The sequence below is a fragment of the Pseudomonas marginalis genome, from assembly GCF_024169655.1.
Lineage (GTDB): Bacteria > Pseudomonadota > Gammaproteobacteria > Pseudomonadales > Pseudomonadaceae > Aquipseudomonas > Aquipseudomonas paraveronii.
Genome location: NZ_JALJWV010000001.1, coordinates 4,603,372 through 4,626,871, shown reverse-complemented (window position 1 = coordinate 4,626,871; position 23,500 = coordinate 4,603,372). Strand labels below are relative to the sequence as shown.

Genomic DNA, 23,500 nt, shown 5'->3' with positions numbered 1-23,500 from the left:
TCCAAGATCTGCTTCCAGTAACCGTGAGCCCGAGGACTGACCCCCACCCACTTTGGAGAACAGCCATGAGCGCCAACGTCGACCAGAACAACCGTCCCGACTACGACCAGGTCCTGCAGGACATCGCCGACTATGTCCTCGACTACCGGATCGACTCCCCAGCCGCACTGGACACTGCGCGCAACTGCCTGATGGACACCCTCGGCTGCGGCCTGCTGGCGCTGCGGTTCCCGGAATGCACCAAGCACCTGGGGCCGCTGGTCGAGGGCACGGTGGTGCCGTTCGGCGCGCGGGTGCCGGGCACGTCGTTCCGGCTGGACCCGGTCAAGGCCGCCTGGGACATCGGTTGCATCGTGCGCTGGCTCGACTACAACGACACCTGGCTCGCCGCCGAATGGGGCCACCCCTCGGATAACCTCGGCGGCATCCTTGCCGTGGCTGATCACCTCTCGCAACAGCGCGTGGCCAACGGCGATGCGCCGCTGACCATGCGCGCAGTGCTGGAAGCGATGATCATGGCCCACGAGATCCAAGGTGTGATTGCCCTGGAAAACGCCTTCAACCGCGTCGGCCTCGACCATGTGCTACTGGTGAAAGTCGCCTCCACGGCGGTCACCGCCAAGCTGATGGGCGCCAACCGCGAACAGCTGCTTTCGGCGCTGTCTCACGCCTTTGTCGACGGTCAGGCATTGCGCACCTACCGGCACGCACCGAATGCCGGTTCGCGCAAATCCTGGGCGGCGGGCGATGCCTCCAGTCGCGGCGTGCGCCTGGCGGACATCGCGCTGCGTGGCGAGATGGGCATTCCCGGCGTGTTGAGTGCGCCGCAATGGGGCTTCTACGACGTGCTGTTCAGCCACACCAACAAGGACCTGGCGCTCAAACCCGAAGACAAGCGCACGTTCAGCCTGTCCCAACCCTACGGCACCTATGTGATGGAAAACGTGCTGTTCAAGATCAGTTTCCCCGCCGAGTTCCACGCGCAAACCGCCTGCGAAGCTGCGGTGACCTTGCACCCGCAGGTTGTCGAGCGCCTGCATGACATCGAACGCATCGTGATCACCACCCATGAGTCGGCGATTCGGATCATTTCCAAGGTCGGCCCATTGGCCAATGCTGCCGACCGCGACCACTGCCTGCAATACATGACCGCCGTGCCCCTGGCCTTCGGCACGCTGGTGGCCGAGCAGTACGAAGATGAATTCCACGCCGCGCACCCGATCATCGACGAGCTGCGCGAAAAGATGGTGATCGTCGAAGAGCCGCGCTACAGCCGCGAATACCTGGAGGCGGACAAACGTTCCATCGCCAACGCGGTGCAGGTGTTCTTCAACGATGGCAGCCACACCGAGCAGGTCGCGGTGGAGTACCCGATCGGGCACCGCCGTCGCCGGGTGGACGGCATTCCGTTGCTGGAAGACAAGTTCAAGGCCAACCTGGCGACGCGCTTTACGGCCCAGCGCAGTGCCGGGATTTTTGCGTTGTGCAAGGATCAGGCGCGGCTTGAAGCGACGCCGGTGAATCGCTTTGTGGATTTATGGGTGATATGAAAGCGCCGTGGTTGCGCACGCTCGCGAAGGGCAGGTTTTGACACTGACATACTTTGCGATTGATGCGTCCTACATCTTCGGAACCGTTTTCAGATAGAAGCCAATCAGGTGTCAGATGCCCTGTAGGGGCAGATCATCTGGCAAGCGATGCTTGCGGATTAAACACCTGAATCTGAAAAGGCCCTTCTATGAATAGCGTAAACAATCGCCAGCAAATGTACTACGCCATCAACAATGACCCTCAGCTCCGTCGCGCCGAAGAGGCCTTAAAAGGGACTGACAACCGCCTGGCCGATGCGTCGTCTGTGGCAAAAAACGCCGTACCCGCTTATCTCGAACATCTCGCTGGCCAGAACAAACAGTTGCTCGAAAAATATGATCAGATGGTCGCCAAAGTAACGCCGCAAATTATGAAGCTTCAGGAGCAAGTGAACCAGCTCGCGCAACACCACAACGTGAAGACAACACCTGGAAAAGAGGCGGCACCGTCGAACCCAGGTACTCGTGGTGATCCTGCGGCGAAGCAGAGCGGCACGTCGCCTGACGCGCGCGGCCGTTCGGAGAATACACAAGCATCCGGGCGTGATGCTCCTTCCTCCCTTGAGCGTTTGACTGCCGAAAATAAGCAACTGGGTGAGAGGCTCAATCAGATGGAGTCCCGTTTCAATTCGGTCGTTAAAGGGCTTCAAGACCAGATCGGTGATTTGAGTAAGAAGTTGGGCGGGGCGGGTACCCCCCAGACCCGGACGCCTCCCGCGGCGCAGGGTCAGCAAGGCGCGGCGCAGGGTCAGGGTCAGGGTCAGGGTCAGGGGCAGGCCAATCAGGGCGCTGCTTCGGGTCAAGGCAAGCAAGGTGCGGCACAGGGTCAGGGGCAGGCCAATCAGGGGGCTGCTTCGGGCCAAGGCAAGCAAGATGCGGCGCAGTCCAACGAAAGCAACCCGTCGGCCCGGTCCGATGAAGCAAACCAGGCGCCTCGTACCCTCGAGGATCTCGCACGCGACAATGAGCAACTTCGCGCGCGCATCGACCAGATGATGGCTGAATTTTCCAAGGTGATTTCCGAACTGCAGAAGCAAATCGAACAGCTGAATAACCAGATCAATTCGCTGAAGGGTTAAGGTCAGCGATAAAAAAACGGGTCAATGTGGGGCAGTAAGCCCGCACCTGCATCGACCCCGTTCTGCTGAACATTCATTCAAAGCGCAAAATAACCCGACGGTTATGCTTGCTCTTCTTCTCGATCTTCTCGCAAAACACCCGGCCGATTTCTTCGGTGTTGATCACATGGGTGCCGCCGCATGGCTGGATATCGATCCCGGCAATTTCAATTACGCGCACCGAGCCTTGGATCACGGGCGGAGCTACCGCTTGGGTGCGGGTGATCTGCAGTAGGGTCGCGTACTCCGACGCGGGCATCGACAGGGTTTGCACCTGATGGGCCTGTTCGATCAGCGCGTTGAGGTCGCGGGTGATGCTGTCCTTGTCCAGGGTCATTTCCGGCAGATCGAAATCCAGTCGTCCCTTGTCGGCGCTGATACTGCAGCCGGTGACCGGGGCGTCGATGATCGAGCACAGCAAGTGCAGGCAGGTGTGCATCTTCATGTGCTGGTAACGCCGGTCCCAATCGAGGCTGGCGTCCACTTGCTCCCCTGCGGTCAACTGCTCGGGACAGTGTTCCACCTGGTGCCAGATGATTGAACGCTGCACCGGGTCGCGCACCGTGCCGACGATGTCGACGCGCGTGCCGTCGGCCAGGGTGAAGTGGCCGGTGTCACCGGGTTGCCCGCCGCCGGTGGGGTAGAACAGCGTGTGTTCCAGGGCGATGCCGTATTCGCTGACGGCAATCACCCGGGCGCTGAAGGCGTTCTGGTAGGGCGCGCTGTCAAACAGCGCCAGGGTTTCCATGGTGTGCACAGACATGTTCAACCTCCGACAATCAATGGGCTGGCTTGCAGCAGGTGACGCACCATTGCGCTCAAGCCAGGAGGGGAAAGCAGGGTGATTTCAAATTCCGGTCCGCAGACTTTCAGGTTCAGCGGCAGGCGTGGCAGGCGGTCGGTCATTTCGACGCGGCGCAAGCGAAATTGCAGGTGATGGCGTTCTTTCACCGTGGGTTCCAGCATCAGCCCCTGCAACGGGTGAAAGTCAGCGTCCAGCACCGTGACCTTGTGGCTGGTGCTGATCTCGCCGACCACGTGCAGGCGCTCATCAAGGGCGAAGGCGCCGAGGTAGCTGCTGTGCTCCGATTCGTCGTTCTTTTGCAATTGGATCTGGTTGACCACCTTGACCTTGGTTCCCGCCGGCACGTCCTGGGTGATTACGCACGCTGGGCTGATAAACACGTTGTCGCCGATTTGCACGTAGCCCAGCACGCGGGCGCCGGAACCGATTTCGACGTTGTTGCCCAGGCGCGGGTGGCGCTTGCCATCGGGGTTGTTGGCGATGCCCCGGGCACCGAGGGTTACGCCGCAGAGGATGTAGCAGTCGTTGCCGATTTCGCAGGTTTCGCCGATTACTGTGCCGTAGCCGTGGTCGAGCACAAAGCGCCGACCGATGCGCGCTGCCGGGTGAATTTCGGCGCCGGAGAGGATCTTGCCCTGGTTGCTGAGCTTGAGGGCGATGCGCGAAAACATCCCGTTGGTCTGGTCGGGGAAATGCCACACCTGGTGCGCGAGGCGATAGAACAGCACCGCCTTGAACGAGGCATAGGACTCCAGGATCAACTCGCCACGCCCGCGCGACGCGGGGTCGCGGTAGGCGTAGGCAATCAGGTCCTCGGCTACTGCCTGGGCGGCGTTCTGGACCAACGGCGCCAAGTGCGGCTCCAGTTGCTTCATTTGCGTGGGCGTGAGGGTTTTGATGAGGTGGGTAAGCAATTCATCGTGCAGATGTTGCATGTCGATAAAGCCGCCCATGGAGGCACCCCCGCATTCTGGATGGTTGGATAACCGGTTATTCGAAACTGGGCAGGTAGCTGTCGGCATTGTCGTAGACCATGGTCAACACCACCGTTTCGGGCGGTAACTCGGGGGCGAGCTTGGCGATGGCCACCATATTGGCGGCCGAGGACAGGCCCAGGCTGATGGCGTCGGTGCGCATGATGCGTTTCATCATGTCGAGGCATTCCTCACGCGACACCTTGAGCATGCCGTCCAGCACATCCAGGTTGAGGATGCTCGGGATCAAGCCGATCGACAGGCCCTGGATATGGTGCGCTGCGTGCTGGTTTTTCAGCAGGTCGCATTCCTCCGGCTCCACACCCATCACGCGCAGGGCCGGCCAGGCGGCTTTGAGGGTCTCGCCGATGCCGGTGATATGGCCGCCGGTGCCGATGCCGCTGACGAAGTAATCCACACGCTGCTCACCGAAGGCGCGCAGGATTTCCGGCGCGGTGGTGTCGCGGTGGGTCTGTGGGTTGGCACCGTTGCGTTGCTGGTTGAGCATCACGTAGCTAGGGTTTTCCAGCTGCAACTCCATGCACTTTTCGCCATGGGAATTGTTGCCGAGGCGGCTGTCCGACAGCACCACCTTGGCGCCGTACAGGCGCAGCAGTTTCTGCTTTTCGGGGCTGTAGTTATCGGGGATCACCAGCACCACTTTGTAGCCGAGCACGTTGCCCGCCATCACCAGGCCAATGCCGGTGTTGCCGCCGCTGGGTTCGATAATGGTTTGCCCGGCGTCGCGCATCAGCACGCCGCGGCGCTCGGCGTCGAGGATCATGCCCAAGGCGATGCGTGCCTTATGGCTGCCGCCGGGGTTGAGGGATTCCAGTTTGGCGTAGACCTCGATGCCGAGGTCTTCGGAAAACTGCGCCAGGCGCACGATCGGCGTGTGGCCGATGGCGTCGAGAATTGAGTTATGCAGCATCAGGTCGTTACCCAGGGCCGTGATCAGTACAAAGGCATGTCGGGTTCGACGTCGCGAACCCAGTGTTTCATGCCGCCTTGCAGAACTTTGGTGTTGGCGAAGCCGGCTGCCAGCAGGGTGCTGGCGGCTTGCTCGGCGCGGGTTCCGGCGTAGCAGATCAGGTAGTGGGTGTTGTCTCGGCTGAGGCTGTCGAGCTGGCCGTCCAGTTCGGCGAGGGGGATATGCACCACGCCCGGCAATTTGCAGACCTCCAGCTCGCTGGCGTCGCGCACATCCAGCAGCACGTCGGCGCTGCTGTGGCGTTCGAGCAGTTGCTTGAGTACCTGCGGCTTGATGTAGCGCTCTTCGGCCAGGCTGGGTTTGCTCGGTATGGCGTCGGCGCAGACTGCGGGCGCCAGGGTTTCGCTATGGCGCAGTTCCGAGCAGCAAGGGCAGTCGGCGCGTCGCTTGAAACGGATCTCGCTGAATTTCATCGCCAGCGCATCGAAGCGCATCAGGCGACCGGACAAGGGTTCGCCGATGCCGATCAGCAATTTGATCGCCTCGGTGGCCTGGATCATCCCGACCACCCCCGGCAACACGCCGATCACCCCGCCCGCGCTGCAATTAGGCGCCAGTTCGGCTGGGGGCGCCTGGGGGAACAGGCAGCGGTAGCACGGCCCGCCCTTGTAGTTGAGCACGCTGATCTGCCCGTCGAAACGGTAGATGGCGCCATATACCAGGGGTTTACCCAACTGTACGCAGGCGTCGTTGACCAAGTAGCGCGTATCGAAATTGTCGGTGCCGTCGATTACCAGGTCGTAGGCGCCGACCAGTTCCAGAGCGTTGTCGGCGGTCAGCGCGGTGTCGTGGGCGTTGATCTGGATGTGGCTGTTGAGGTCTTGCAAGCGTTGCTTGGCGGACGCGACCTTGGACATGCCCAAGGTGCTGTTGCCGTGGACGATCTGGCGTTGCAGGTTGCTGCTCTCGACTACATCGAAATCCACCAGCCCCAGGGTGCCGATGCCGGCCGCGGCCAGGTACAGGCTGATGGGCGAGCCCAGGCCACCGGTGCCGATGATCAGTACCTTGGCTTTTTTCAGGTTCAACTGACCTTCGCGACCGACGCCGGGCAGGGTGATATGGCGCACGTAACGCTGCACTTCTTCATTGCTCAGGCTGTCGACGTCGATGCCGCCGGAGGTGGCGAGCAACACTTCGATCCTGGCCTTTTCCGGTAGCGGGTCGTCTGCGTTGAGCAACGCTTCCTCGGCGGTAAACAGGAAGTGTTCCTTGAGCTGGTTGTTCTTTTCGTGGAACAGGTGCGCACGCAACTGCGGGTGGCTACTGCAGAGGTTTTCAATGACTTCGCGCAATGTCGATCCGGTGCCCTCAAGGGTCGATTCCGGCAGCTTGGCCACGCGAACCAGAATGTCGGGGAAAGAGACAGCGTTCATGGACAACTCCGTGTGCAGGTCGTTGAGGGGGTGAAGGGCGAAATGCTTGCCATCCCAGGCAAACAGCTTTGAGCCCAGGGCCTGGCCCTGGCGAACGTCCACCACCAGGTAGCTGACGGGGTAGATCGGTTCGCCCATGAACAGCGCCTTGTCCTGGTCTTCGTCGCTGAAATAGGCGCCGACGTCGGGGTGGGAGTGGTAGATCACCACCACCGGGTTGTCGCTGCGAAATGCTTTGTTCAGCAGCAGCGTGTCGGCCACTGAAAAGGTGTAGCCGTTGGCCGCGCTGCGCGGGTACATCTCGGGGTTCTTGCGGTGCAGCTCGTTCTGGATATTGCTGCCCAGGTACACGCTGCCGTCGGCGAAGACGAAGCCACAGCATTCTTCGGGGTAGCTGCGGCTGGCGTGGGCGTAGATCTGTTCCAGGGCTTCTGGGCGGAGGACGTCCATGTTTCTCTCGCGTTGCTGTGTGAGGGCCGGGAGGGTCAATTTTTCTTGGCCATGAGTTTTTCGATGGGCAACTTGGTGATCGCAAAACCGGCCAGCAGGATGGCCGAGTACAGCATGAGGTCGCGGGAAATCGCCACGCCTTCGTACCAGGCGCCGATGATCACTGCGAACACCGGGAAGATGATGAACACGAACGAGAGGATGATCGGGCTCAGGCGCTTAAGCAGCATGAAATACACGATGAAACCACCCACCGACGCCACTAGGCCCAGGTAGAACAAGGCGCCCCACGAGCGCAGGGTGATGGCTTCGAAGGTCGGCGTTTCAAACCACAGGCCGGCGACGAACAGCATCAGACCGGCGATTCCGATGGGCAGTGTGTTGTAAGTGATCACGCTGATGGCGCTGCCTTTTTGCTTGGTAATGACGTAGCACAAGGCATGCATGATTGCAGCGCTCAGAATCGCCAGTACCCCGAAGAACTCGGCGTGGTCCAGGTGCAGGCCCTGGCTCCTGATGATCATGTAAAGGCTGCCGAAGCCGATACCGATGCCGACCACCTGGGAAAAGTAGATGCGTTCACGCAGGAACAGCGCTGAGAAAATCAGGATGAACACCGGCATGCAACTGAACAGCAGGGCAGTGAGGCCGGACGAGACATGCATCTCGCCGTAGTTGAGCAGGTAATAGGGCACGCTGAAGTAGGACAGGGTTACGAAGACGAAGAACCAACGGCTTTCCCGGGGGAACAGGATCGGCTCGCGGCGCACCATGGCGAAACACAGGAACAGCGGGAACGCGATCAGGAAGCGCAGGCCGGCGGAGGTCAGCGGTGGCACGCTCTCCACGGCGATTTTGATACCCAGCCAGGTGGTGCCCCAGCTCAGGCACACGATGAGAAACATCACGCTGGTCACCAGGCCGGCCAACCACTGTTTTTGAGTTTTTGTTTTTGCGGCGTTTTCGAGAACGGCGGACATTGGCATCGTTTATTACTTCCCTGAGCCGGAATTGAACTCTATATTGAACTTGTAATAAGTTATTTTTTTCGGCGATTGAACCCGTAAAAGCACACTATTAGGGCGAAAGATGGCTGTCAAAACAAATATTGACATGGTGTCAATTATGCGTGAGGGGTTGTCCAACGGGCAGGGCGTTAAGTACAAGCGCCTATCCGATGTCATGGAACGGGGCATCCTCGAAGGCTTGATTGAGCCGGGACGAAAACTACCGCCCCATAGGGTGCTTTCCGACAATTTGGGGGTGACCATCGGCACCATCAGCCGGGCTTACGGCGAGCTGGAACGCCTGGGGTTGGTGGTGGCGCGGGTCGGTGACGGCACGTTCGTGCGCAAGCGTGGGATGGAGCGCCAGCGGGATGAAGGCTTTCGCAACTTCAGCGAGGAGCCGCGCCAGTACTTCGACATGAGCCGCAACATGCATATTCCGGGGCAGGAGACGGTGTTCCTGGCGCAGAGCTTCCAAACCCTGTCGACCAACGCCAAGTTTCTCCAGGACATCAGTGCCTACACGCCGGACGCCGGCCTGCCGCGTTACCGGGAAGCGGGCGCGCAGTGGCTGGTGCAGCGCGATTTTCATCCCATCCCGGAGCAGGTCATTTGCGTCAACGGCGGCCAGCATGGGTTGCTCTGCGCGATGATGGCGCTGCTGCGCGCAGGCGATACGGTGGTCACCGAACAACTGACTTATCCCGGGCTGATCACTGCTGCGCGCATGCTCGGTGTGCGGCTGATCGGCCTGGAAATGGATGAAGAAGGTGTGTTGCCCGGGGCTCTGGATGAAGTCTGTCGCAATCACCGGGTTTCGGCCTTGTACTGCACGCCCACTATCCAGAACCCGACCACAGCGGTGTTATCGGTCGCACGCCGCGAGGCGCTGGTCAAAGTGTGTCGCGAACACAACCTGCTGATTCTTGAAGATGAAGCCCACGGTGTGCTGGTCGAAGACCGACCGCCGCCCCTCAGCTATTTCGCGCCCGAGCGTACGATTTTGATCAGCAGTTTGAGCAAGGCCGTGTCGGCGGGGCTGCGTGTTGGCTATGTGCATGCGCCGCCGGCATTGGTCAGTCGTATTTCGGCGGCGCTACGTTCGACCTGTTGGATGGCCACGCCGGTGACCCTGGAACTGGCCACCCAGTGGATCGAGAACGGCACGGCGGAATACCTGCTGCGCCAGCAGATCAACGAGATCAGTCGGCGCAAAGCCTTGGTGCAGGGCCTGTTGGTCGGCCTGGAATACCGCACGCACCTCAATAGCCCGCACTTCTGGATTGAAGTCCCGGAGCCCTGGCGTGCGTCGGAAATTGAGGCGGAACTCAAGCAGAATAATTACCTGATCGCCACCGCCGAGGCCTTTGCTGTGGGGCAGACAGCGGTGCCGCAGTTTATTCGGGCGAGTATTTGCAATACGTCGGGCGATGATCAGTTGTTGCGGGCGGGCTTCGATGCGCTGGCCACTGCACTGGGCCAGGGGGGCGGGCGGTTCCATCTTTAGGCAGGTTCACCGAGTTATCGTCCATCGCGAGCAAGCTCGCGATGGCGTCGGTTCAGACAACCTAATTATTTAAACCGGCGCTCGACGCCTTTCTCCACCAGAATTTTCGCCGAGATCTCTTCCACTGAGAAATGCGTGGAATTGATGTGCGCAATGTTCTCGCGACGGAACAGATTTTCCACTTCGCGCACTTCGAATTCGCACTGGGCATAGCTGGAGTAGCGGCTATTGGGCTTGCGCTCGTTGCGGATGGCTGTCAGGCGATCCGGGTCGATGGTCAGGCCGAACAGCTTATGTGCATGCGAGCGCAGGGCGGCCGGCAGTGTCAGGTGCTCCATGTCGTCTTCGGTCAGCGGATAGTTGGCCGCGCGGATGCCGAATTGCATAGCCATGTATAGACAGGTGGGGGTCTTGCCGCAGCGCGACACGCCGACCAGGATTATGTCGGCCTTGTCGTAGTAGTGGGTGCGGGCCCCATCATCGTTGTCGAGGGCGAAGTTCACCGCCTCGATACGTTCCATATAGTTGGAGTTATGCCCAATGGAATGGGACTTTCCTACGGAATAGGAGGAGTGCTCACTCAACTCTTGTTCCAGCGGCGCCAGGAAGCTCGAGAAAATGTCGATCATGAAACCATTGGAGGTTGCGAGGATCTCACGAATGTCTTGATTGACGATGGTGTCGAAAATGATCGGACGAAAGCCGTCTTTTTCTGCTGCCAGATTGATTTGTTGTACCATAGCCCGCGCTTTATCTGCGTTGTCGATATAAGGCCGCGTGAATTTGGCGAAGGTAACGTTTTCAAACTGCGCGAGCAGGCTTTGACCCAGAGTTTCGGCTGTGATGCCGGTGCCGTCGGAAATAAAGAAAGCAGATCGTTTCATTTGAGCCCTGGGCCTTAAGCTGATGGCGAATCTTGGATATGATAGGCGCGATTTTGCCGTCCCACAGTGGGCCGCATTCTCACTTATTTTCCAGGTCCAGGCCACAAGCGCTGGCGAATGCTCCTACTGAGCAGCCGGCGTCCTGAGCTTTTCCAATACAGAAAGTGGAGAGATCACCTTGGTAGAGTACGTAGTTTCCCTCGATAAGCTCGGCGTCCATGATGTGGAGCACGTAGGGGGCAAGAACGCATCCCTCGGCGAGATGATCAGTAATCTTGCAGGCGCTGGTGTCTCGGTGCCAGGTGGTTTTGCCACCACCGCCCAGGCTTACCGTGATTTTCTCGAACTGAGCGGCCTCAACGCTCAGATCCACGCCGCGCTGGACGCTCTGGACGTCGATGACGTCAACGCCCTGGCCAAGACCGGCGCCCAGATCCGTGAGTGGATCATGGACGCCGAGTTTCCCGAGAAACTCAACGAAGAAATCCGTACCGCGTTTGCCACGCTGTCGGCCGGCAATCCGGACATGGCGGTCGCTGTGCGCTCCTCGGCTACCGCCGAAGACTTGCCCGACGCCTCCTTTGCAGGCCAGCAGGAGACCTTCCTCAATATCCGCGGCGTGGAAAACGTGATCCGCGCAGCCAAGGAAGTGTTCGCTTCGCTGTTCAACGATCGCGCCATTTCCTACCGTGTACACCAAGGTTTCGACCACAAACTGGTGGCCCTGTCTGCCGGCGTGCAGCGCATGGTGCGTTCGGAAACCGGCACCGCCGGCGTGATGTTCACCCTGGACACCGAATCGGGCTTTCGTGACGTCGTGTTCATCACTGGCGCCTACGGCCTGGGTGAAACCGTCGTACAAGGTGCGGTGAACCCGGACGAATTCTACGTGCACAAGCACACCCTTGAGGCTGGCCGTCCGGCCATCCTGCGCCGTAACCTGGGCAGCAAGGCCATCAAGATGATCTACGGCGACGAGGCCAAGGCCGGTCGCTCGGTGAAAACCGTTGATGTGGACAAGGCCGAGCGCGCGCGCTTCTGCCTGACCGACGCTGAAGTCAGCGAGCTGGCCAAACAGGCGATGATCATCGAGAAGCACTACAAGTGCCCGATGGACATCGAGTGGGCCAAAGACGGTGACGACGGCAAGCTGTACATCGTGCAGGCCCGCCCGGAAACCGTGAAGAGCCGCACTTCGGCCAACGTCATGGAGCGCTACCTGCTTAAAGAAACCGGCACCGTGCTGGTGGAAGGCCGCGCCATCGGTCAGCGCATCGGCGCCGGCAAGGTACGGATCATCAAGGACGCGTCCGAGATGGACAAGGTCCAGCCAGGCGACGTACTGGTCTCCGACATGACCGACCCGGACTGGGAACCCGTGATGAAGCGCGCGAGCGCCATCGTCACCAACCGTGGCGGGCGTACCTGCCACGCGGCGATCATTGCCCGTGAACTGGGGATTCCTGCGGTAGTCGGTTGTGGCAATGCCACCCAACTGCTCAAGGATGGCCAGGGCGTGACCGTATCCTGCGCCGAAGGCGACACCGGCTTCATCTTCGAAGGCGAGCTGGGCTTCGACATCAAGCAAAACTCCATCGATGCGATGCCTGATCTGCCGTTCAAGATCATGATGAACGTCGGCAACCCGGACCGTGCCTTCGACTTCGCGCAACTGCCGAATGCCGGTGTGGGCCTGGCTCGCCTGGAATTCATCATCAACCGTATGATCGGCGTCCACCCCAAGGCCCTGTTGAACTACGACGGCCTGCCGCCGGAGATCAAGGACAGCGTCGACAAGCGCATCGCCGGCTACAACGACCCGGTGGGCTTCTATGTCGAGAAGCTGGTGGAAGGCATCAGCACCCTGGCTGCAGCGTTCTACCCGAAAAAGGTCATCGTGCGTCTGTCGGACTTCAAGTCCAACGAATACGCCAACCTGATCGGCGGCAAGCTCTACGAGCCGGAAGAAGAAAACCCGATGCTGGGCTTCCGTGGCGCCTCGCGTTACATCAGCGAAGCGTTCCGTGACTGCTTCGAACTCGAGTGCCGCGCCCTCAAGCGCGTGCGCAACGAGATGGGCCTGACCAACGTCGAGATCATGGTGCCGTTCGTGCGCACCCTGGGCGAAGCGAGCCAGGTGGTGGACCTGCTGGCCGAAAACGGCTTGTCCCGTGGTGAAAACGGCCTGCGCGTGATCATGATGTGCGAACTGCCGTCCAACGCCATCCTGGCCGAAGAGTTCCTGGAGTTCTTCGACGGTTTCTCCATCGGCTCCAACGACCTGACCCAGCTGACCCTGGGCCTGGACCGCGACTCGGGGATCATCGCGCACTTGTTCGACGAGCGTAACCCGGCGGTCAAGAAGCTGCTGGCCAACGCCATCCAGGCCTGTAACAAGGCTGGCAAGTACATCGGCATTTGCGGCCAAGGCCCTTCCGATCACCCTGACCTGGCCAAATGGCTGATGGAGCAGGGCATCGAAAGCGTCTCGCTGAACCCCGATTCGGTGCTGGAAACCTGGTTCTTCCTGGCGGAAGGCCAAGCGTCCGCCTAAGGTCGACGCGTCAAAAGTGCCGGTCAATCGTCAGGTTGACCGGCATTTCTTATCTGTACAGGGCGGAACTCCTTCCGGACGCCGCCCTTTTTTGTGCAAGAGCATTATGCAAAGCAGCAGCAACCTGTTTCCCGTCGCCTTGATCAGCGCTGAACGTCGTGGCGACCTGAGTGAAGATGTATACCGGCTCAAACCCGGCAACAGTCCCGACGGCACCGTCGAGCTGGCCGTGACGCGTTTGGGCCTGGCCGATGTCCCGGAAAGCCGGGGCATCCCCGTGATTTTGTTACATGGCAGCTTTTCCAATCGGCGCTTTTGGTACTCACCCAAGGGTATCGGCCTGGGCGCCTACCTGGCACGCCAGGGGTTTGATGTGTGGATACCGGAAATGCGCGGCCATGGCCTGTCCAAGCGCAACCAGGACTACGCCCGGAATCGGGTCGCCGACTACGCCCGCTACGATTTGCCGGCGATCGGCGCGTTTGTGCGCGAGCAAAGCGCGCAGATTCCCCACTGGATCGGGCACTCCCTTGGCGGTACCACCCTGGCTGCGGCCTTGGGTGGCCAGTACCTCGGTGCGCCGGCGGTGGCTTCAGTGGCGCTGTTCGGCAGCCAGGTCAGTCGCTCCTTCTGGCCGTTGAAAATTCCACCGGTGGAGTGGGGCGGTCGCTTGCTCCTGAAGCGGTTTGGCCAGTTGTCCGGCCCACGGCTAAAGCGCGGCCCCGAGGACGAGCCGGTGGGCGTGATGATCGAAACCATGCGCTGGCACGGCCTGTTCGGACGGTTTGGCGAGGCTGGCCGTGATTGGTGGAAAGGCCTCGCGGAAGTCAACGTGCCGCTGCTGGCCGTCAGTGCCGCCGGTGACCTGCAGGACCCGGACTGGGCTTGCCGCAAGCTGTTCGAACAAGTCGGCTCGGAGCATCGCCAATACCTTTGCCTGGGACGCCAACAAGGTTTTACTGAGGATTTTGGGCACGTGGAGATGTTGGTCAGCAAAGCGGCCCAGGCCGAAGTCTGGCCGCTGGTGGAGCAATGGCTGAAAGATCCGCTCACACCGTTGTTTGATGCTCCGGCTGAGGCATTGGTCGTAGTTTGACGCAGCGCTCTGCCAAGGGCGTTTCGCTCGTCTGTGGTTGCGGCTAAGATATGACGCGTTAAACGCTTCTGGTCATATTCAGTCGCGCAGTGGCTATTGCGTAGCGGCGAAACGGATGGGATGTTTTGCCGCTGCATCGGCCGGCGCCTCTTTCGAAAGACACGTCTTTGACAGAAAGGAAATTTTTCAATGAACCACTACGTCACTCCCGATCTTTGCGACGCCTACCCGGAACTGGTGCAGGTGGCCGAGCCGATGTTCAGCAACTTCGGCGGCCGCGATTCCTTTGGCGGCGAGATCGTCACCATCAAATGCTTTGAGGATAACTCCCTGGTCAAGGAACAGGCCGACCAGCCGGGCGCCGGCAAGGTGCTGGTAGTCGACGGTGGTGGCTCCCTGCGCCGTGCGCTGCTGGGCGACATGATCGCCGAGAAAGCCGCGAAAAACGGTTGGGAAGGGCTGGTGATCTACGGTTGCATCCGGGATGTCGACGTCGTCGCCCAGACCGACCTCGGCGTGCAGGCCTTGGCCAGCCACCCGATGAAGACCGACAAGCGCGGCATTGGCGACTTGAACGTGGCAGTGACCTTTGCCGGCGTGACATTCCGCCCGGGTGAATACATCTACGCCGACAATAACGGCGTGATCGTGTCGCCCAGCCCGCTGAAAATGCCTGAATAAACCGCAATAGCCGACAGGGGTGAGGATGTTCGAGGAAGACAACGCGCAATGGGGGCTGGTGCATGCCCTGGTGCTGGATGGTAAAGGCGGTGCGCGTTCGATTGCCCGGACTGAGCTTGACGAATTGCAACTGCAGCCCCAGGAAAGCCTGTGGCTGCATTGGGATCGCAGCCACCCGCAAACCCAGACCTGGCTGCGCAAGGCCAGCGGCTTGAGTGAGTTCGCCTGTGACCTGCTGCTGGAGGAGAACACCCGCCCGCGCCTGTTGCCGTTGCCGGACGCGGAACTCCTGCTGTTCCTGCGCGGGGTCAACCTCAATCCGGGCGCAGAGCCGGAAGACATGGTTTCGGTGCGTATCTTCGCCGCGGCCAGCCGGGTGATTTCCCTGCGCTTGCGCCCGCTGCGCGCCACCGATGAACTGCTGGTGCAGTTGGCGGATGGCAAGGGGCCAAAAACCGCGTCTGAACTCATCCTTTATATGGCGCAGTACCTGACTCACAAAGTCCAGGATCTGGTGTCCGACCTGTCTGAAATCGTCGACGTAGAGGAAGAAAAACTCGATACCGACGAACGGTATACCCCGGAGCATGGCAGCATTTTGCAGATCCGTCGGCGAGCGGCCGGACTCAAGCGATTCCTGTCGCCGCAGCGGGATATATTTGCCCAACTGACGCGGATCAAATTGCCGTGGTTCTGTGATGACGATGCCGACTATTGGAACGAATTGAACAACAGCCTGACCCGCTACCTGGAAGAACTCGAATTGACCCGGGAGCGCGTGGGGCTTGTGCTGGAGGCCGAAGATCGGCGCTTGAGCGTGCGCATGAACCGTACAATGTACCGCTTTGGGATCATCACCGGGATCTTCCTGCCGATGAGTTTTCTGACCGGCTTGTTAGGTATCAATGTGGGGGGCATACCGTTCTCTGCCAGCCCTTACGGATTTGTGATTGCCTGCTTGCTGATGATCTCGGTGGCGCTCGGACAATGGTGGCTATTTCGACGATTGCGCTGGGTTTGAGCTGAATATGACCTGAACGTAGGAAGGGGTCGATGTGACCTCGGGAATTTAACCCTCGTCTTTTAAATCACTTGCGAGAGGTCTTTATGCACGATCCGTTCGAACAGTCTTTGCGTGACATGCTCAATGCGTCGCCATCCAACCGTGATGACGATGCCTGCCTGGGCCGCGTGTTGAAAACCGCCAACCGTCAGGTCGGGGCGGGGGATCTGTTCGGTATGCTCGGTCGTTGGCTGCCGGCGTTGATGATGGCCCTGAACAACGGTTCGGCCCACGTCTCGCCGGTTTCCCGTCGTAAACCTCTTGCTCGCACTGCTGATAAGGCTGATTGAATATGGAACTTGATCTCTGGACCCAGAGCCTGGTCACCGCGATGACCGCATTGTGGACCAAGGTGGCGAATTTCATTCCCAACCTGTTTGGTGCGCTGGTCCTGGTATTGCTGGGGTTTGTCGTGGCCAAGCTGCTCGACACCCTACTGTCCAAGCTGCTCGCCAAACTCGGCCTGGACCGCTTGATGGCAGGCACCGGCCTGACCAAGCTGCTGGGCCGTGCAGGGCTGCAAGTGCCGATCTCGACCCTGATCGGCAAGATCGTTTATTGGTTCGTTTTGCTGATTTTTCTGGTTTCTGCGGCTCAATCCCTTGGCCTTGAGCGAGTTTCAGCTACGCTCGACATGCTGGCACTGTATTTGCCGAAGGTATTTGGCGGCGCGCTGGTACTTCTCGTCGGCGTTTTACTCGCACAATTGGCCAACGGGCTGGTACGCGGGGCTGCTGAAGGCGTCGGGCTGGACTACGCGGCAGGCCTGGGGCGAATCGCCCAGGGGCTGGTGATCATCATCAGTATTTCGGTCGCGATCAGCCAGTTGGAGGTCAAGACTGACCTGCTCAACCATGTGATTGTGATTGTTTTGATTACCGTTGGTCTGGCCGTTGCGCTGGCCATGGGCCTGGGAAGTCGTGAAATTGCCGGTCAGATTCTGGCGGGAATCTATGTGCGTGAGTTGTATCAGGTAGGGCAGCACGTGCGTGTGGGCGAGGTCGAAGGGCAAATCGAGGAGATCGGTACGGTCAAGACAACCGTGCTGACCGATGACGGCGACCTGGTGTCGCTGTCCAATCGGATTCTCCTGGAGCAGCAGGTCAGTAGCCGCTAACCCGGTAAACCCTGCTAATGTACGCCGCCGCGAACCCGGGTGACCGGGCTGTGGCGGACATTGACCTGACTGTCGGCACGACTTGTTTTGAATAAAGCCCAAACGCTGTCCACGCGCTATGACCCCCGTGAGCTCTCTGATGAGGAGTTGGTCGCGCGCGCACACACGGAGCTGTTTCACGTAACACGCGCGTATGAAGAATTGATGCGCAGGTATCAACGCACTCTGTTCAACGTTTGTTCAAGGTATTTAGGGAACGATAGAGATGCGGATGATGTCTGTCAGGAAGTGATGCTCAAGGTGTTGTATGGCCTGAAGAACTTTGAGGGCAAATCGAAGTTCAAGACCTGGCTGTACAGCATCACGTACAACGAGTGCATCACGCAGTATCGGAAGGAACGGCGAAAGCGTCGCTTGATGGATGCTTTGAGTCTGGACCCCCTTGAGGAGGCGTCTGAAGAAAAGGCGCCGGCACCCGAGGATAAGGGCGGACTTGATCGCTGGTTGGTGCATGTGAACCCGATTGACCGCGAAATTCTGGTGCTACGTTTTGTCGCAGAGCTGGAATTTCAGGAAATCGCTGACATCATGCATATGGGTTTGAGTGCTACAAAAATGCGTTACAAACGTGCTCTTGATAAATTACGTGAGAAATTTGCGGGCGAGACTGAAACTTAGTGCGTGGCAAATATCTCTTACGTGTAGGCAAGTTCTGTTAGACTTGTCGCCGAGTTGTCCCCCGGTTTGTGGGACTGCTTTACAATCACCAGATGGGGATTTAACGGATGAAACTGAAAAACACCTTGGGCTTGGCCATTGGTTCTCTTATTGCCGCTACTTCTTTCGGCGTTCTGGCACAAGGCCAAGGCGCAGTTGAAGGCGAGCTGTTCTACAAGAAGCAGTACAACGATAGCGTCAAGCACATCGAAGACGGCTTCAACCCAGGCGCTCGCATTGGTTATTTCCTGACCGACGACCTGTCGTTGAACTTGTCCTACGACAAGACCAACCACACCCGTTCGAACGACGGTACCGGTAACCAGAAGATCAAAGGCGATACCACCAGCCTCGTGGCCCAGTACCACTTCGGTCAAGCTGGCGTCGACTCCCTGCGTCCATACGTAGAAGGCGGTGTTGGTCATCAGAGCCGTGGCAACGTTCAGGCTGATGGCCACAGCGGTCGCGACCAGTCCACCCAGCTGATTGCTGGTACTGGCGTGAAGTACTACTTCACCAACAACCTGTACGCTCGTGCCGGTGTTGAAGCTGACTACGCACTGGACAACGGCAAGTGGGATTACTCCGCACTGGTCGGCCTGGGCGTGAACTTCGGCGGTAACGCTGGCGCAGCTGCTCCAGCTCCTACCCCAGCACCGGCTCCAGAGCCAGTTGCAGAGCCAGAAGCTCCAGTTGCTAGCGTTGTTCGTGTTGAGCTGGACGTTAAGTTCGACTTCGACAAGGCCGTTGTTAAGCCTAACAGCTACGGCGACGTGAAAAACCTGGCCGACTTCATGAAGCAGTACCCAGCTACCCACGTAGAAGTGGCTGGTCACACTGACTCCGTAGGTCCAGACGCTTACAACCAGAAGCTGTCCCAGCGTCGTGCTGACGCTGTTAAGCAAGTCCTGGTTAAAGACGGCGTAGAATCTAACCGCGTTACTTCGGTAGGTTACGGCGAATCCCGTCCAGTTGCTGACAACGCAACTGAAGCTGGTCGTGCTGTTAACCGTCGCGTAGAAGCTGCGGTTGAAGCTCAAGCTGCTCAGTAATTACTGAGTAGTAGAAAAAAACCCGGCTTCGGCCGGGTTTTTTTTCGCCCTGGATTTGCCTCAGGCGCTGGCTGCCGCTGCGACGTAGGCGGCCTGCGAGATGGCGGCGACGCTGCCGATCACCAGGATCGCCGGGCTCTTCAAGGCGAACGCCAGCGCGTCGTCCTGCATCCGCGATAAATGACTACGGCACTCCCGCTGCTGCGGCAACGAGGCATTTTCGATCATTGCCACCGGCATATCCGCAGCCATCCCGCCTTCCAGCAATTGCTGACGAAGCTCTTCCAGCTTCGCTACGCCCATATAGATCACCAGCGTCGTCCCGCCTTCCGCCAGCGCGCGCCAATTGAGGCTGCTGTCGTCCTGGGTGTGGGCTGTGACCAGGGTCACGCCGCGGCTGACACCGCGCAAGGTCAGCGGAATTGCGCAGTTCGTCGCGCCCGCCAGCCCGGCTGTAATCCCGTTGACCAACTCGACTTCGACGCCGCGTTCGCGCAGCCACGTAGCCTCTTCGCCACCACGCCCGAAAATGCATGGATCACCGCCTTTGAGCCTTACCACGCACTTTCCCTGGCGGGCATAACGCAGCATCAGGCGGTGGATAAAGTCTTGCGGGGTAGAGCGGCAGCCCCCGCGTTTGCCGACCGTGATCACCCGCGCCGCGGCGCAGTGTTCCAGTACTGCCGGGTTGACCAGGTCATCGATCAGCACCACATCGGCCGTGTTCATTGCCCGTACAGCCTTGAGGGTCAGCAGCTCCGGGTCGCCGGGGCCCGCGCCCACCAGCCAGACTTTTGCGTTCATGTGGTTTTCCTCGTCTAGAGATGACGTCAGCGGTGAAAGAGTAAATAGAGGAGCGCCAGATTGATCAGCATCGAGAGCAACCCCAAGGTGCGCCAGACCTTCAAGGGTTCCCGCTCCAGCAACGGTCGGGGGCGGACACTCAGTTCGCGTCGGTCTGCCTGCTCGAGAACCAGCAGCCATTCTTCGGCGGTTTCATAGCGTTGCGCCGGTTGAGCCGCCACCGCGCGGTCGAGGCTGAGCGGTAACCAGTCCGGCAGGTCGGGACGGTAGCGGCTGGCGCTGACCGGATGGGTGAACCTGGGCCGTTGGAAAGCCTCAATTTCACCGTAGGGGTAATGCCCGGTCAGCAGGTAATACAGGCAGACGCCTACGCTGTATAAATCTTGTTGGGCCGTAGGACGCTCACCATGGAACGCCTCGGGCGCGATAAAGCTCGGCGTGCCGGGCAGCACATGAGCCCGGTCCTCCGAGAGACCCGGGCAGTAGGCCAGGCCGAAATCCAGCACGCGTAATTCACCATCGTCACCCAGCAGCAGGTTCTCCGGTTTGATGTCGCGGTGCAGGATTTGCCGGCGATGCAACAGACCCACCGCCCGTAGCAAGCGTTCGGCCACGGATTGCCATTGCGCCAGGGGCAATGGGCCCTGTTGCTCGAACAGTTCTGCCAGGGTTTGCCCCGGATATTCACGCATCACGTAGTACAAATGCTGACGCGCGCTGGCCGCGTGGACTTCAGGAAACGCACGCCCGGCCACCCGCCGCAGAAACCATTCCTCCGACAGCAAGGCCTGGCCGGCGTCGTTGTCATCGTCACGGCTGAGGGGCAGGGTTTTCAGCAGCCAGGGTTGCCGTTGGGCATCGCGTACCCGATACAGCAACGACTGTCGGCTCTGGGCCAGTACGCTTTCCACCTGCCAGCCTTCGAACTGTTGCCCGGCTTTCAACGCGGGTGGCAGCGGCCATTGCTGCAACTGCACCAACGCGTCGCCCAGGGTCGCGGCGCCGAGTTTATCGATGCGTACCAGCAGGGCGCTGGCGTTGTCCTGGCTGCCGGCCAGGTGTGCGGCAGTGACCAGGGTGTGTACCGCCAGATCGAGGTCGGTCTGCTCGCGCAGGATCGCACTGATGCTGTGATCACCCAAGGTTGCCCACACGCCATCGCTGAGCAGCAGGAAGCATTCGCCCTCGCGCAATTGGCCGTCGAGAAAATCCAGCACTAGGTGTTGATCCAGGCCGAGGGCGCGCTTGAGCACATGCTGCATGCCCGGCTGTTCCCACACATGATCTTCGCTGATGCGCTGTAACTCGCCGTCCAGCCAGCGATACACCCGGCAGTCGCCGACGTGGGCCAGGGTGAAACGTTGCCCGCGAAACACCAGGGCACTGAGGGTGGTCAGCAACGGCTGGCCGCCGCCATTGGCCTGCAGCCAGCGATTTTGCGCGAGCAATAGACGTTCGAGCGCCTGGGCCACGCCCCAGGTTTGCGGTGTGGCGTAGTAGTCCAGGGCCAGCGCCTGCAAGGTCGAGCGTGCGGCCAGGCCACCGTCGGCGCATTGGCTGACGCCATCGGCGAGGGCGCACAGGTAACCCTTGCTCGCGGCCAGCTCCGCCAGGGGCGTGACCACGCGCAGGGCGTCCTGGTTCTCGGCCCGTGGGCCGATGGCGCTGGCCTGGGCGACGCTCAGGTGCAGGCTCATCAGACGCGCGCGGCGGTCACGGCGGCCGAACCCCAGGTGGTTCTCCAGCGACGCTTGACGCCGTGCAGGCCGAACCAGGCCAGTACGCCGAGGCTGGCGAATAACCACAGGGCCAATTGATAGCTGCCGGTGCTTTGTTTGATCGCGCCCATGCCCGCCGCGAGGGCAAAGCCGCCGATACCGCCGGCCATGCCGATCAGGCCGGTCATTACACCGATCTCGCGGCGGAAACGCTGGGGCACCAACTGGAACACCGCGCCATTACCGGCGCCGAGGCCGAGCATGGTGCAGACGAACAGGGCCAGGGCCGCGTAGGAACTGGGCAGGTTGAAACCCACCGCTGCGATGCAAATCGCCGCCACGCTGTACATGCCCAACAACGTGCGAATCCCGCCGAAACGGTCGGCCAGGGCGCCGCCGAGTGGGCGCATCAGGCTACCGCCAAACACGCAGGCGGCGGTGTAGTAGCCGGCGGTCACCGGGCTCAGGCCATATTGGTCGTTGAAGTAGCCGGGCAGGGCGCTGGCCAGGCCGATAAAACCACCAAAGGTCACGCTATAGAAAAACATGAACCACCAGCTATCGCGATCGCCCAGAGCCTTGAAGTAGTCGGCCATGGATTTGGCCTTCGGGCGTTCGGGGGCATTGCGTGCGAGCCAGGCGAAGATGATCAGCGTCAGGATCAACGGAATCAGGGCGAAACCGAACACGTTGCTCCAGCCGAACGCCGCCGCGAGTACCGGTGCCAGCAGGGCGGCGAACACCGTGCCGGAGTTGCCGGCGCCGGCGATGCCCATGGCTTTGCCCTGGTGCTCAGCGGGATACCACTGGGACGCCAATGGCAGGGCGACGGCGAAGGAGGCGCCGGCCATCCCCAGGAACAGCCCCAGCAGCAGTGCTTGCTCGTAGCTGTGGATGCCGAGTTTCCAGGCGCCGAAGAGTGCGGCGATCACAATCACCTGACCAATCAGCCCGGCGGTTTTGGGTGAGAGTTTGTCTGCCAGCATGCCCATCAGAAAGCGCAGCACCGCGCCTGCCAGGATGGGTGTCGCCACCACCAGACCGCGTTGTTGCGTGGTCAGGTGCAGGTCGGCGGCAATCTGCACCGCGAGCGGGCCCAGCAGGTACCAGACCATGAAACTCAGGTCGAAATACAGGAACGCGGCAAACAGGGTCGGGGTGTGCCCGGATTTCCAGAAGCTTGATTTCATCACGCACCTCAACGGTTGGGAGTCTTGTAAGAAGGCCTGGTGATGGAACAGCCGGCTAAGGCCGCCCCACCGGCCCCGTGTTACGGGGGCCAAAACGAAAAAACGCCGCCACCGGGTTCGCGAGGGCAAACCGGGTGTGCGACGTCTTTGTCGTGGAGGGGCAACCGCCGTTGGTTACCTGTGTTGAATACTTAGCAAGTCCTGGGCCAACTGGCCACGATGGGTTTTTAGCCAAGCAACTCGCTCATGGCGATGATCTGCTCCGCCACTTGGATCAGTTTCTGCTGGCGGCTCATGGCCTGGCGGCGCATCAAGGTGTAGGCCTCTTCCTCGTTGCAATCCTTCATTTTCATCAGCATGCCTTTGGCCAGTTCGATGCGCTTGCGCTCGGCCAGTTGTTGATCGCGGGCCTGCAACTGGGCGCGCAGGGCCTGGTCGCTTTCGAAACGGGCCATGGCCACGTCGAGGATCGGCTGCAGGCGTTGGGCCTGGATGCCTTCGACAATGTAGGCGCTGACGCCGGATTTGATGGCTTGGCGCATGACGTCCGGGTCGTGCTCGTCGGTGAACATCACGATTGGACGCGGTTGGTCGCGGCTGACCAGCACCACTTGCTCCATCACATCGCGGCCGGGTGACTCGGTATCGATCAGGATCACGTCCGGCCGCACCGTTTCGACGCGCGCAGGCAGATCGATGGTCAGGCCCGACTCATCAATCACCTCAAACCCGGCCTCGGTCAGTGCCGCCTTGAGGCGTCCGACCTTGCGCGGTGTGTCGTTGATCAACAGGATTCGCAACATATCG

The 23,500-nt window shown here is 60.2% G+C and carries 21 protein-coding genes; 11 read left to right on the top strand and 10 right to left on the bottom strand.

Annotated features, from left to right (window positions below; translation table 11 throughout):
* Positions 1–65 precede the first annotated feature (65 nt).
* Positions 66–1,550 (top strand): 2-methylcitrate dehydratase, encoded by a 1,485-nt coding sequence (gene prpD, locus J2Y83_RS21105; protein WP_253397970.1) that lies wholly within the window; start codon positions 66–68, stop codon positions 1,548–1,550.
* A 188-nt stretch (positions 1,551–1,738) separates the two neighbouring features.
* Positions 1,739–2,668: a hypothetical protein gene (locus J2Y83_RS21100; protein WP_253397968.1), complete on the top strand. Its 930-nt coding sequence runs from the start codon at positions 1,739–1,741 to the stop codon at positions 2,666–2,668.
* A 73-nt stretch (positions 2,669–2,741) separates the two neighbouring features.
* On the opposite strand, the gene J2Y83_RS21095 is transcribed toward J2Y83_RS21100, so the two are convergent.
* Genes J2Y83_RS21095 through J2Y83_RS21075 form a run of 5 tightly spaced genes read right to left on the bottom strand, consistent with a single transcriptional unit; the run spans position 2,742 to position 8,232 of the window.
* Entirely contained in the window at positions 2,742–3,470 is a 729-nt protein-coding gene (locus J2Y83_RS21095) for an alanyl-tRNA editing protein (protein WP_253397966.1), read from the bottom strand.
* A gap of 2 nt (positions 3,471–3,472) precedes the next feature.
* Positions 3,473–4,465, bottom strand: coding sequence for a serine O-acetyltransferase (locus J2Y83_RS21090; RefSeq protein WP_253397965.1), 993 nt, complete (start codon positions 4,463–4,465; stop codon positions 3,473–3,475).
* A gap of 37 nt (positions 4,466–4,502) precedes the next feature.
* Positions 4,503–5,417 carry a PLP-dependent cysteine synthase family protein gene (locus J2Y83_RS21085; protein WP_253397963.1) on the bottom strand — a complete coding sequence of 305 codons (915 nt, stop codon included), beginning with the start codon at positions 5,415–5,417 and terminating at the stop codon, positions 4,503–4,505.
* A gap of 23 nt (positions 5,418–5,440) precedes the next feature.
* Positions 5,441–7,303, bottom strand: a complete 1,863-nt coding sequence (moeB, locus tag J2Y83_RS21080) for a molybdopterin-synthase adenylyltransferase MoeB (protein WP_253397961.1) — start codon at positions 7,301–7,303, stop codon at positions 5,441–5,443.
* Positions 7,304–7,338: 35 nt separating this feature from the next.
* Positions 7,339–8,232: a DMT family transporter gene (locus J2Y83_RS21075; protein WP_162231523.1), complete on the bottom strand. Its 894-nt coding sequence runs from the start codon at positions 8,230–8,232 to the stop codon at positions 7,339–7,341.
* A 160-nt stretch (positions 8,233–8,392) separates the two neighbouring features.
* On the opposite strand from J2Y83_RS21075, the gene J2Y83_RS21070 reads away from it, so the two are divergent.
* The gene (locus tag J2Y83_RS21070; protein WP_253397959.1) at positions 8,393–9,817 is read left to right on the top strand and encodes a PLP-dependent aminotransferase family protein; all 1,425 of its coding nucleotides are present in this window, start codon (positions 8,393–8,395) and stop codon (positions 9,815–9,817) included.
* A gap of 65 nt (positions 9,818–9,882) precedes the next feature.
* Here the strand turns inward: J2Y83_RS21070 and ppsR are convergent, their stop codons facing one another.
* Positions 9,883–10,701: a posphoenolpyruvate synthetase regulatory kinase/phosphorylase PpsR gene (gene ppsR, locus J2Y83_RS21065; protein ID WP_253397957.1), complete on the bottom strand. Its 819-nt coding sequence runs from the start codon at positions 10,699–10,701 to the stop codon at positions 9,883–9,885.
* 178 nt (positions 10,702–10,879) lie between these two features.
* Between ppsR and ppsA the strand changes: the two genes are divergently transcribed.
* From ppsA to J2Y83_RS21025, 8 genes are all read left to right on the top strand, one after another.
* Positions 10,880–13,255, top strand: a complete 2,376-nt coding sequence (gene ppsA, locus J2Y83_RS21060) for a phosphoenolpyruvate synthase (protein WP_253397955.1) — start codon at positions 10,880–10,882, stop codon at positions 13,253–13,255.
* Positions 13,256–13,361: 106 nt separating this feature from the next.
* Entirely contained in the window at positions 13,362–14,351 is a 990-nt protein-coding gene (locus J2Y83_RS21055) for an alpha/beta fold hydrolase (protein ID WP_253397953.1), read from the top strand.
* A 189-nt stretch (positions 14,352–14,540) separates the two neighbouring features.
* Positions 14,541–15,032 (top strand): ribonuclease E activity regulator RraA, encoded by a 492-nt coding sequence (rraA, locus tag J2Y83_RS21050; protein WP_017845207.1) that lies wholly within the window; start codon positions 14,541–14,543, stop codon positions 15,030–15,032.
* A 25-nt stretch (positions 15,033–15,057) separates the two neighbouring features.
* Complete coding sequence (locus J2Y83_RS21045) at positions 15,058–16,053, top strand: zinc transporter ZntB (protein WP_253397943.1); 996 nt, start codon at positions 15,058–15,060, stop codon at positions 16,051–16,053.
* Between the two features lie 86 nt (positions 16,054–16,139).
* Positions 16,140–16,385 (top strand): CrfX protein, encoded by a 246-nt coding sequence (locus tag J2Y83_RS21040; RefSeq protein ID WP_253397941.1) that lies wholly within the window; start codon positions 16,140–16,142, stop codon positions 16,383–16,385.
* A gap of 2 nt (positions 16,386–16,387) precedes the next feature.
* The gene (locus J2Y83_RS21035; protein ID WP_017845209.1) at positions 16,388–17,212 is read left to right on the top strand and encodes a mechanosensitive ion channel family protein; all 825 of its coding nucleotides are present in this window, start codon (positions 16,388–16,390) and stop codon (positions 17,210–17,212) included.
* Positions 17,213–17,299: 87 nt separating this feature from the next.
* On the top strand, positions 17,300–17,890 hold the full coding sequence (gene sigX, locus J2Y83_RS21030) for an RNA polymerase sigma factor SigX (RefSeq protein ID WP_247398988.1): 591 nt from the start codon (positions 17,300–17,302) through the stop codon (positions 17,888–17,890).
* Between the two features lie 107 nt (positions 17,891–17,997).
* Entirely contained in the window at positions 17,998–18,981 is a 984-nt protein-coding gene (locus J2Y83_RS21025; protein WP_253397939.1) for an OmpA family protein, read from the top strand.
* 60 nt (positions 18,982–19,041) lie between these two features.
* Here the strand turns inward: J2Y83_RS21025 and cobA are convergent, their stop codons facing one another.
* The 4 genes from cobA to J2Y83_RS21005 all read right to left on the bottom strand — a co-directional run bounded on the left by cobA (position 19,042) and on the right by J2Y83_RS21005 (position 23,496).
* The gene (gene cobA, locus J2Y83_RS21020; protein ID WP_253397937.1) at positions 19,042–19,785 is read right to left on the bottom strand and encodes a uroporphyrinogen-III C-methyltransferase; all 744 of its coding nucleotides are present in this window, start codon (positions 19,783–19,785) and stop codon (positions 19,042–19,044) included.
* A 26-nt stretch (positions 19,786–19,811) separates the two neighbouring features.
* On the bottom strand, positions 19,812–21,482 hold the full coding sequence (locus tag J2Y83_RS21015; protein ID WP_253397935.1) for a bifunctional protein-serine/threonine kinase/phosphatase: 1,671 nt from the start codon (positions 21,480–21,482) through the stop codon (positions 19,812–19,814).
* Positions 21,482–22,693: a nitrate/nitrite transporter gene (locus J2Y83_RS21010; protein WP_253397933.1), complete on the bottom strand. Its 1,212-nt coding sequence runs from the start codon at positions 22,691–22,693 to the stop codon at positions 21,482–21,484. Before J2Y83_RS21010 ends, J2Y83_RS21015 begins: the two co-directional genes overlap by 1 nt.
* 227 nt (positions 22,694–22,920) lie before the next feature.
* Entirely contained in the window at positions 22,921–23,496 is a 576-nt protein-coding gene (locus J2Y83_RS21005) for an ANTAR domain-containing response regulator (RefSeq protein ID WP_253397930.1), read from the bottom strand.
* Positions 23,497–23,500: the final 4 nt, after the last annotated feature.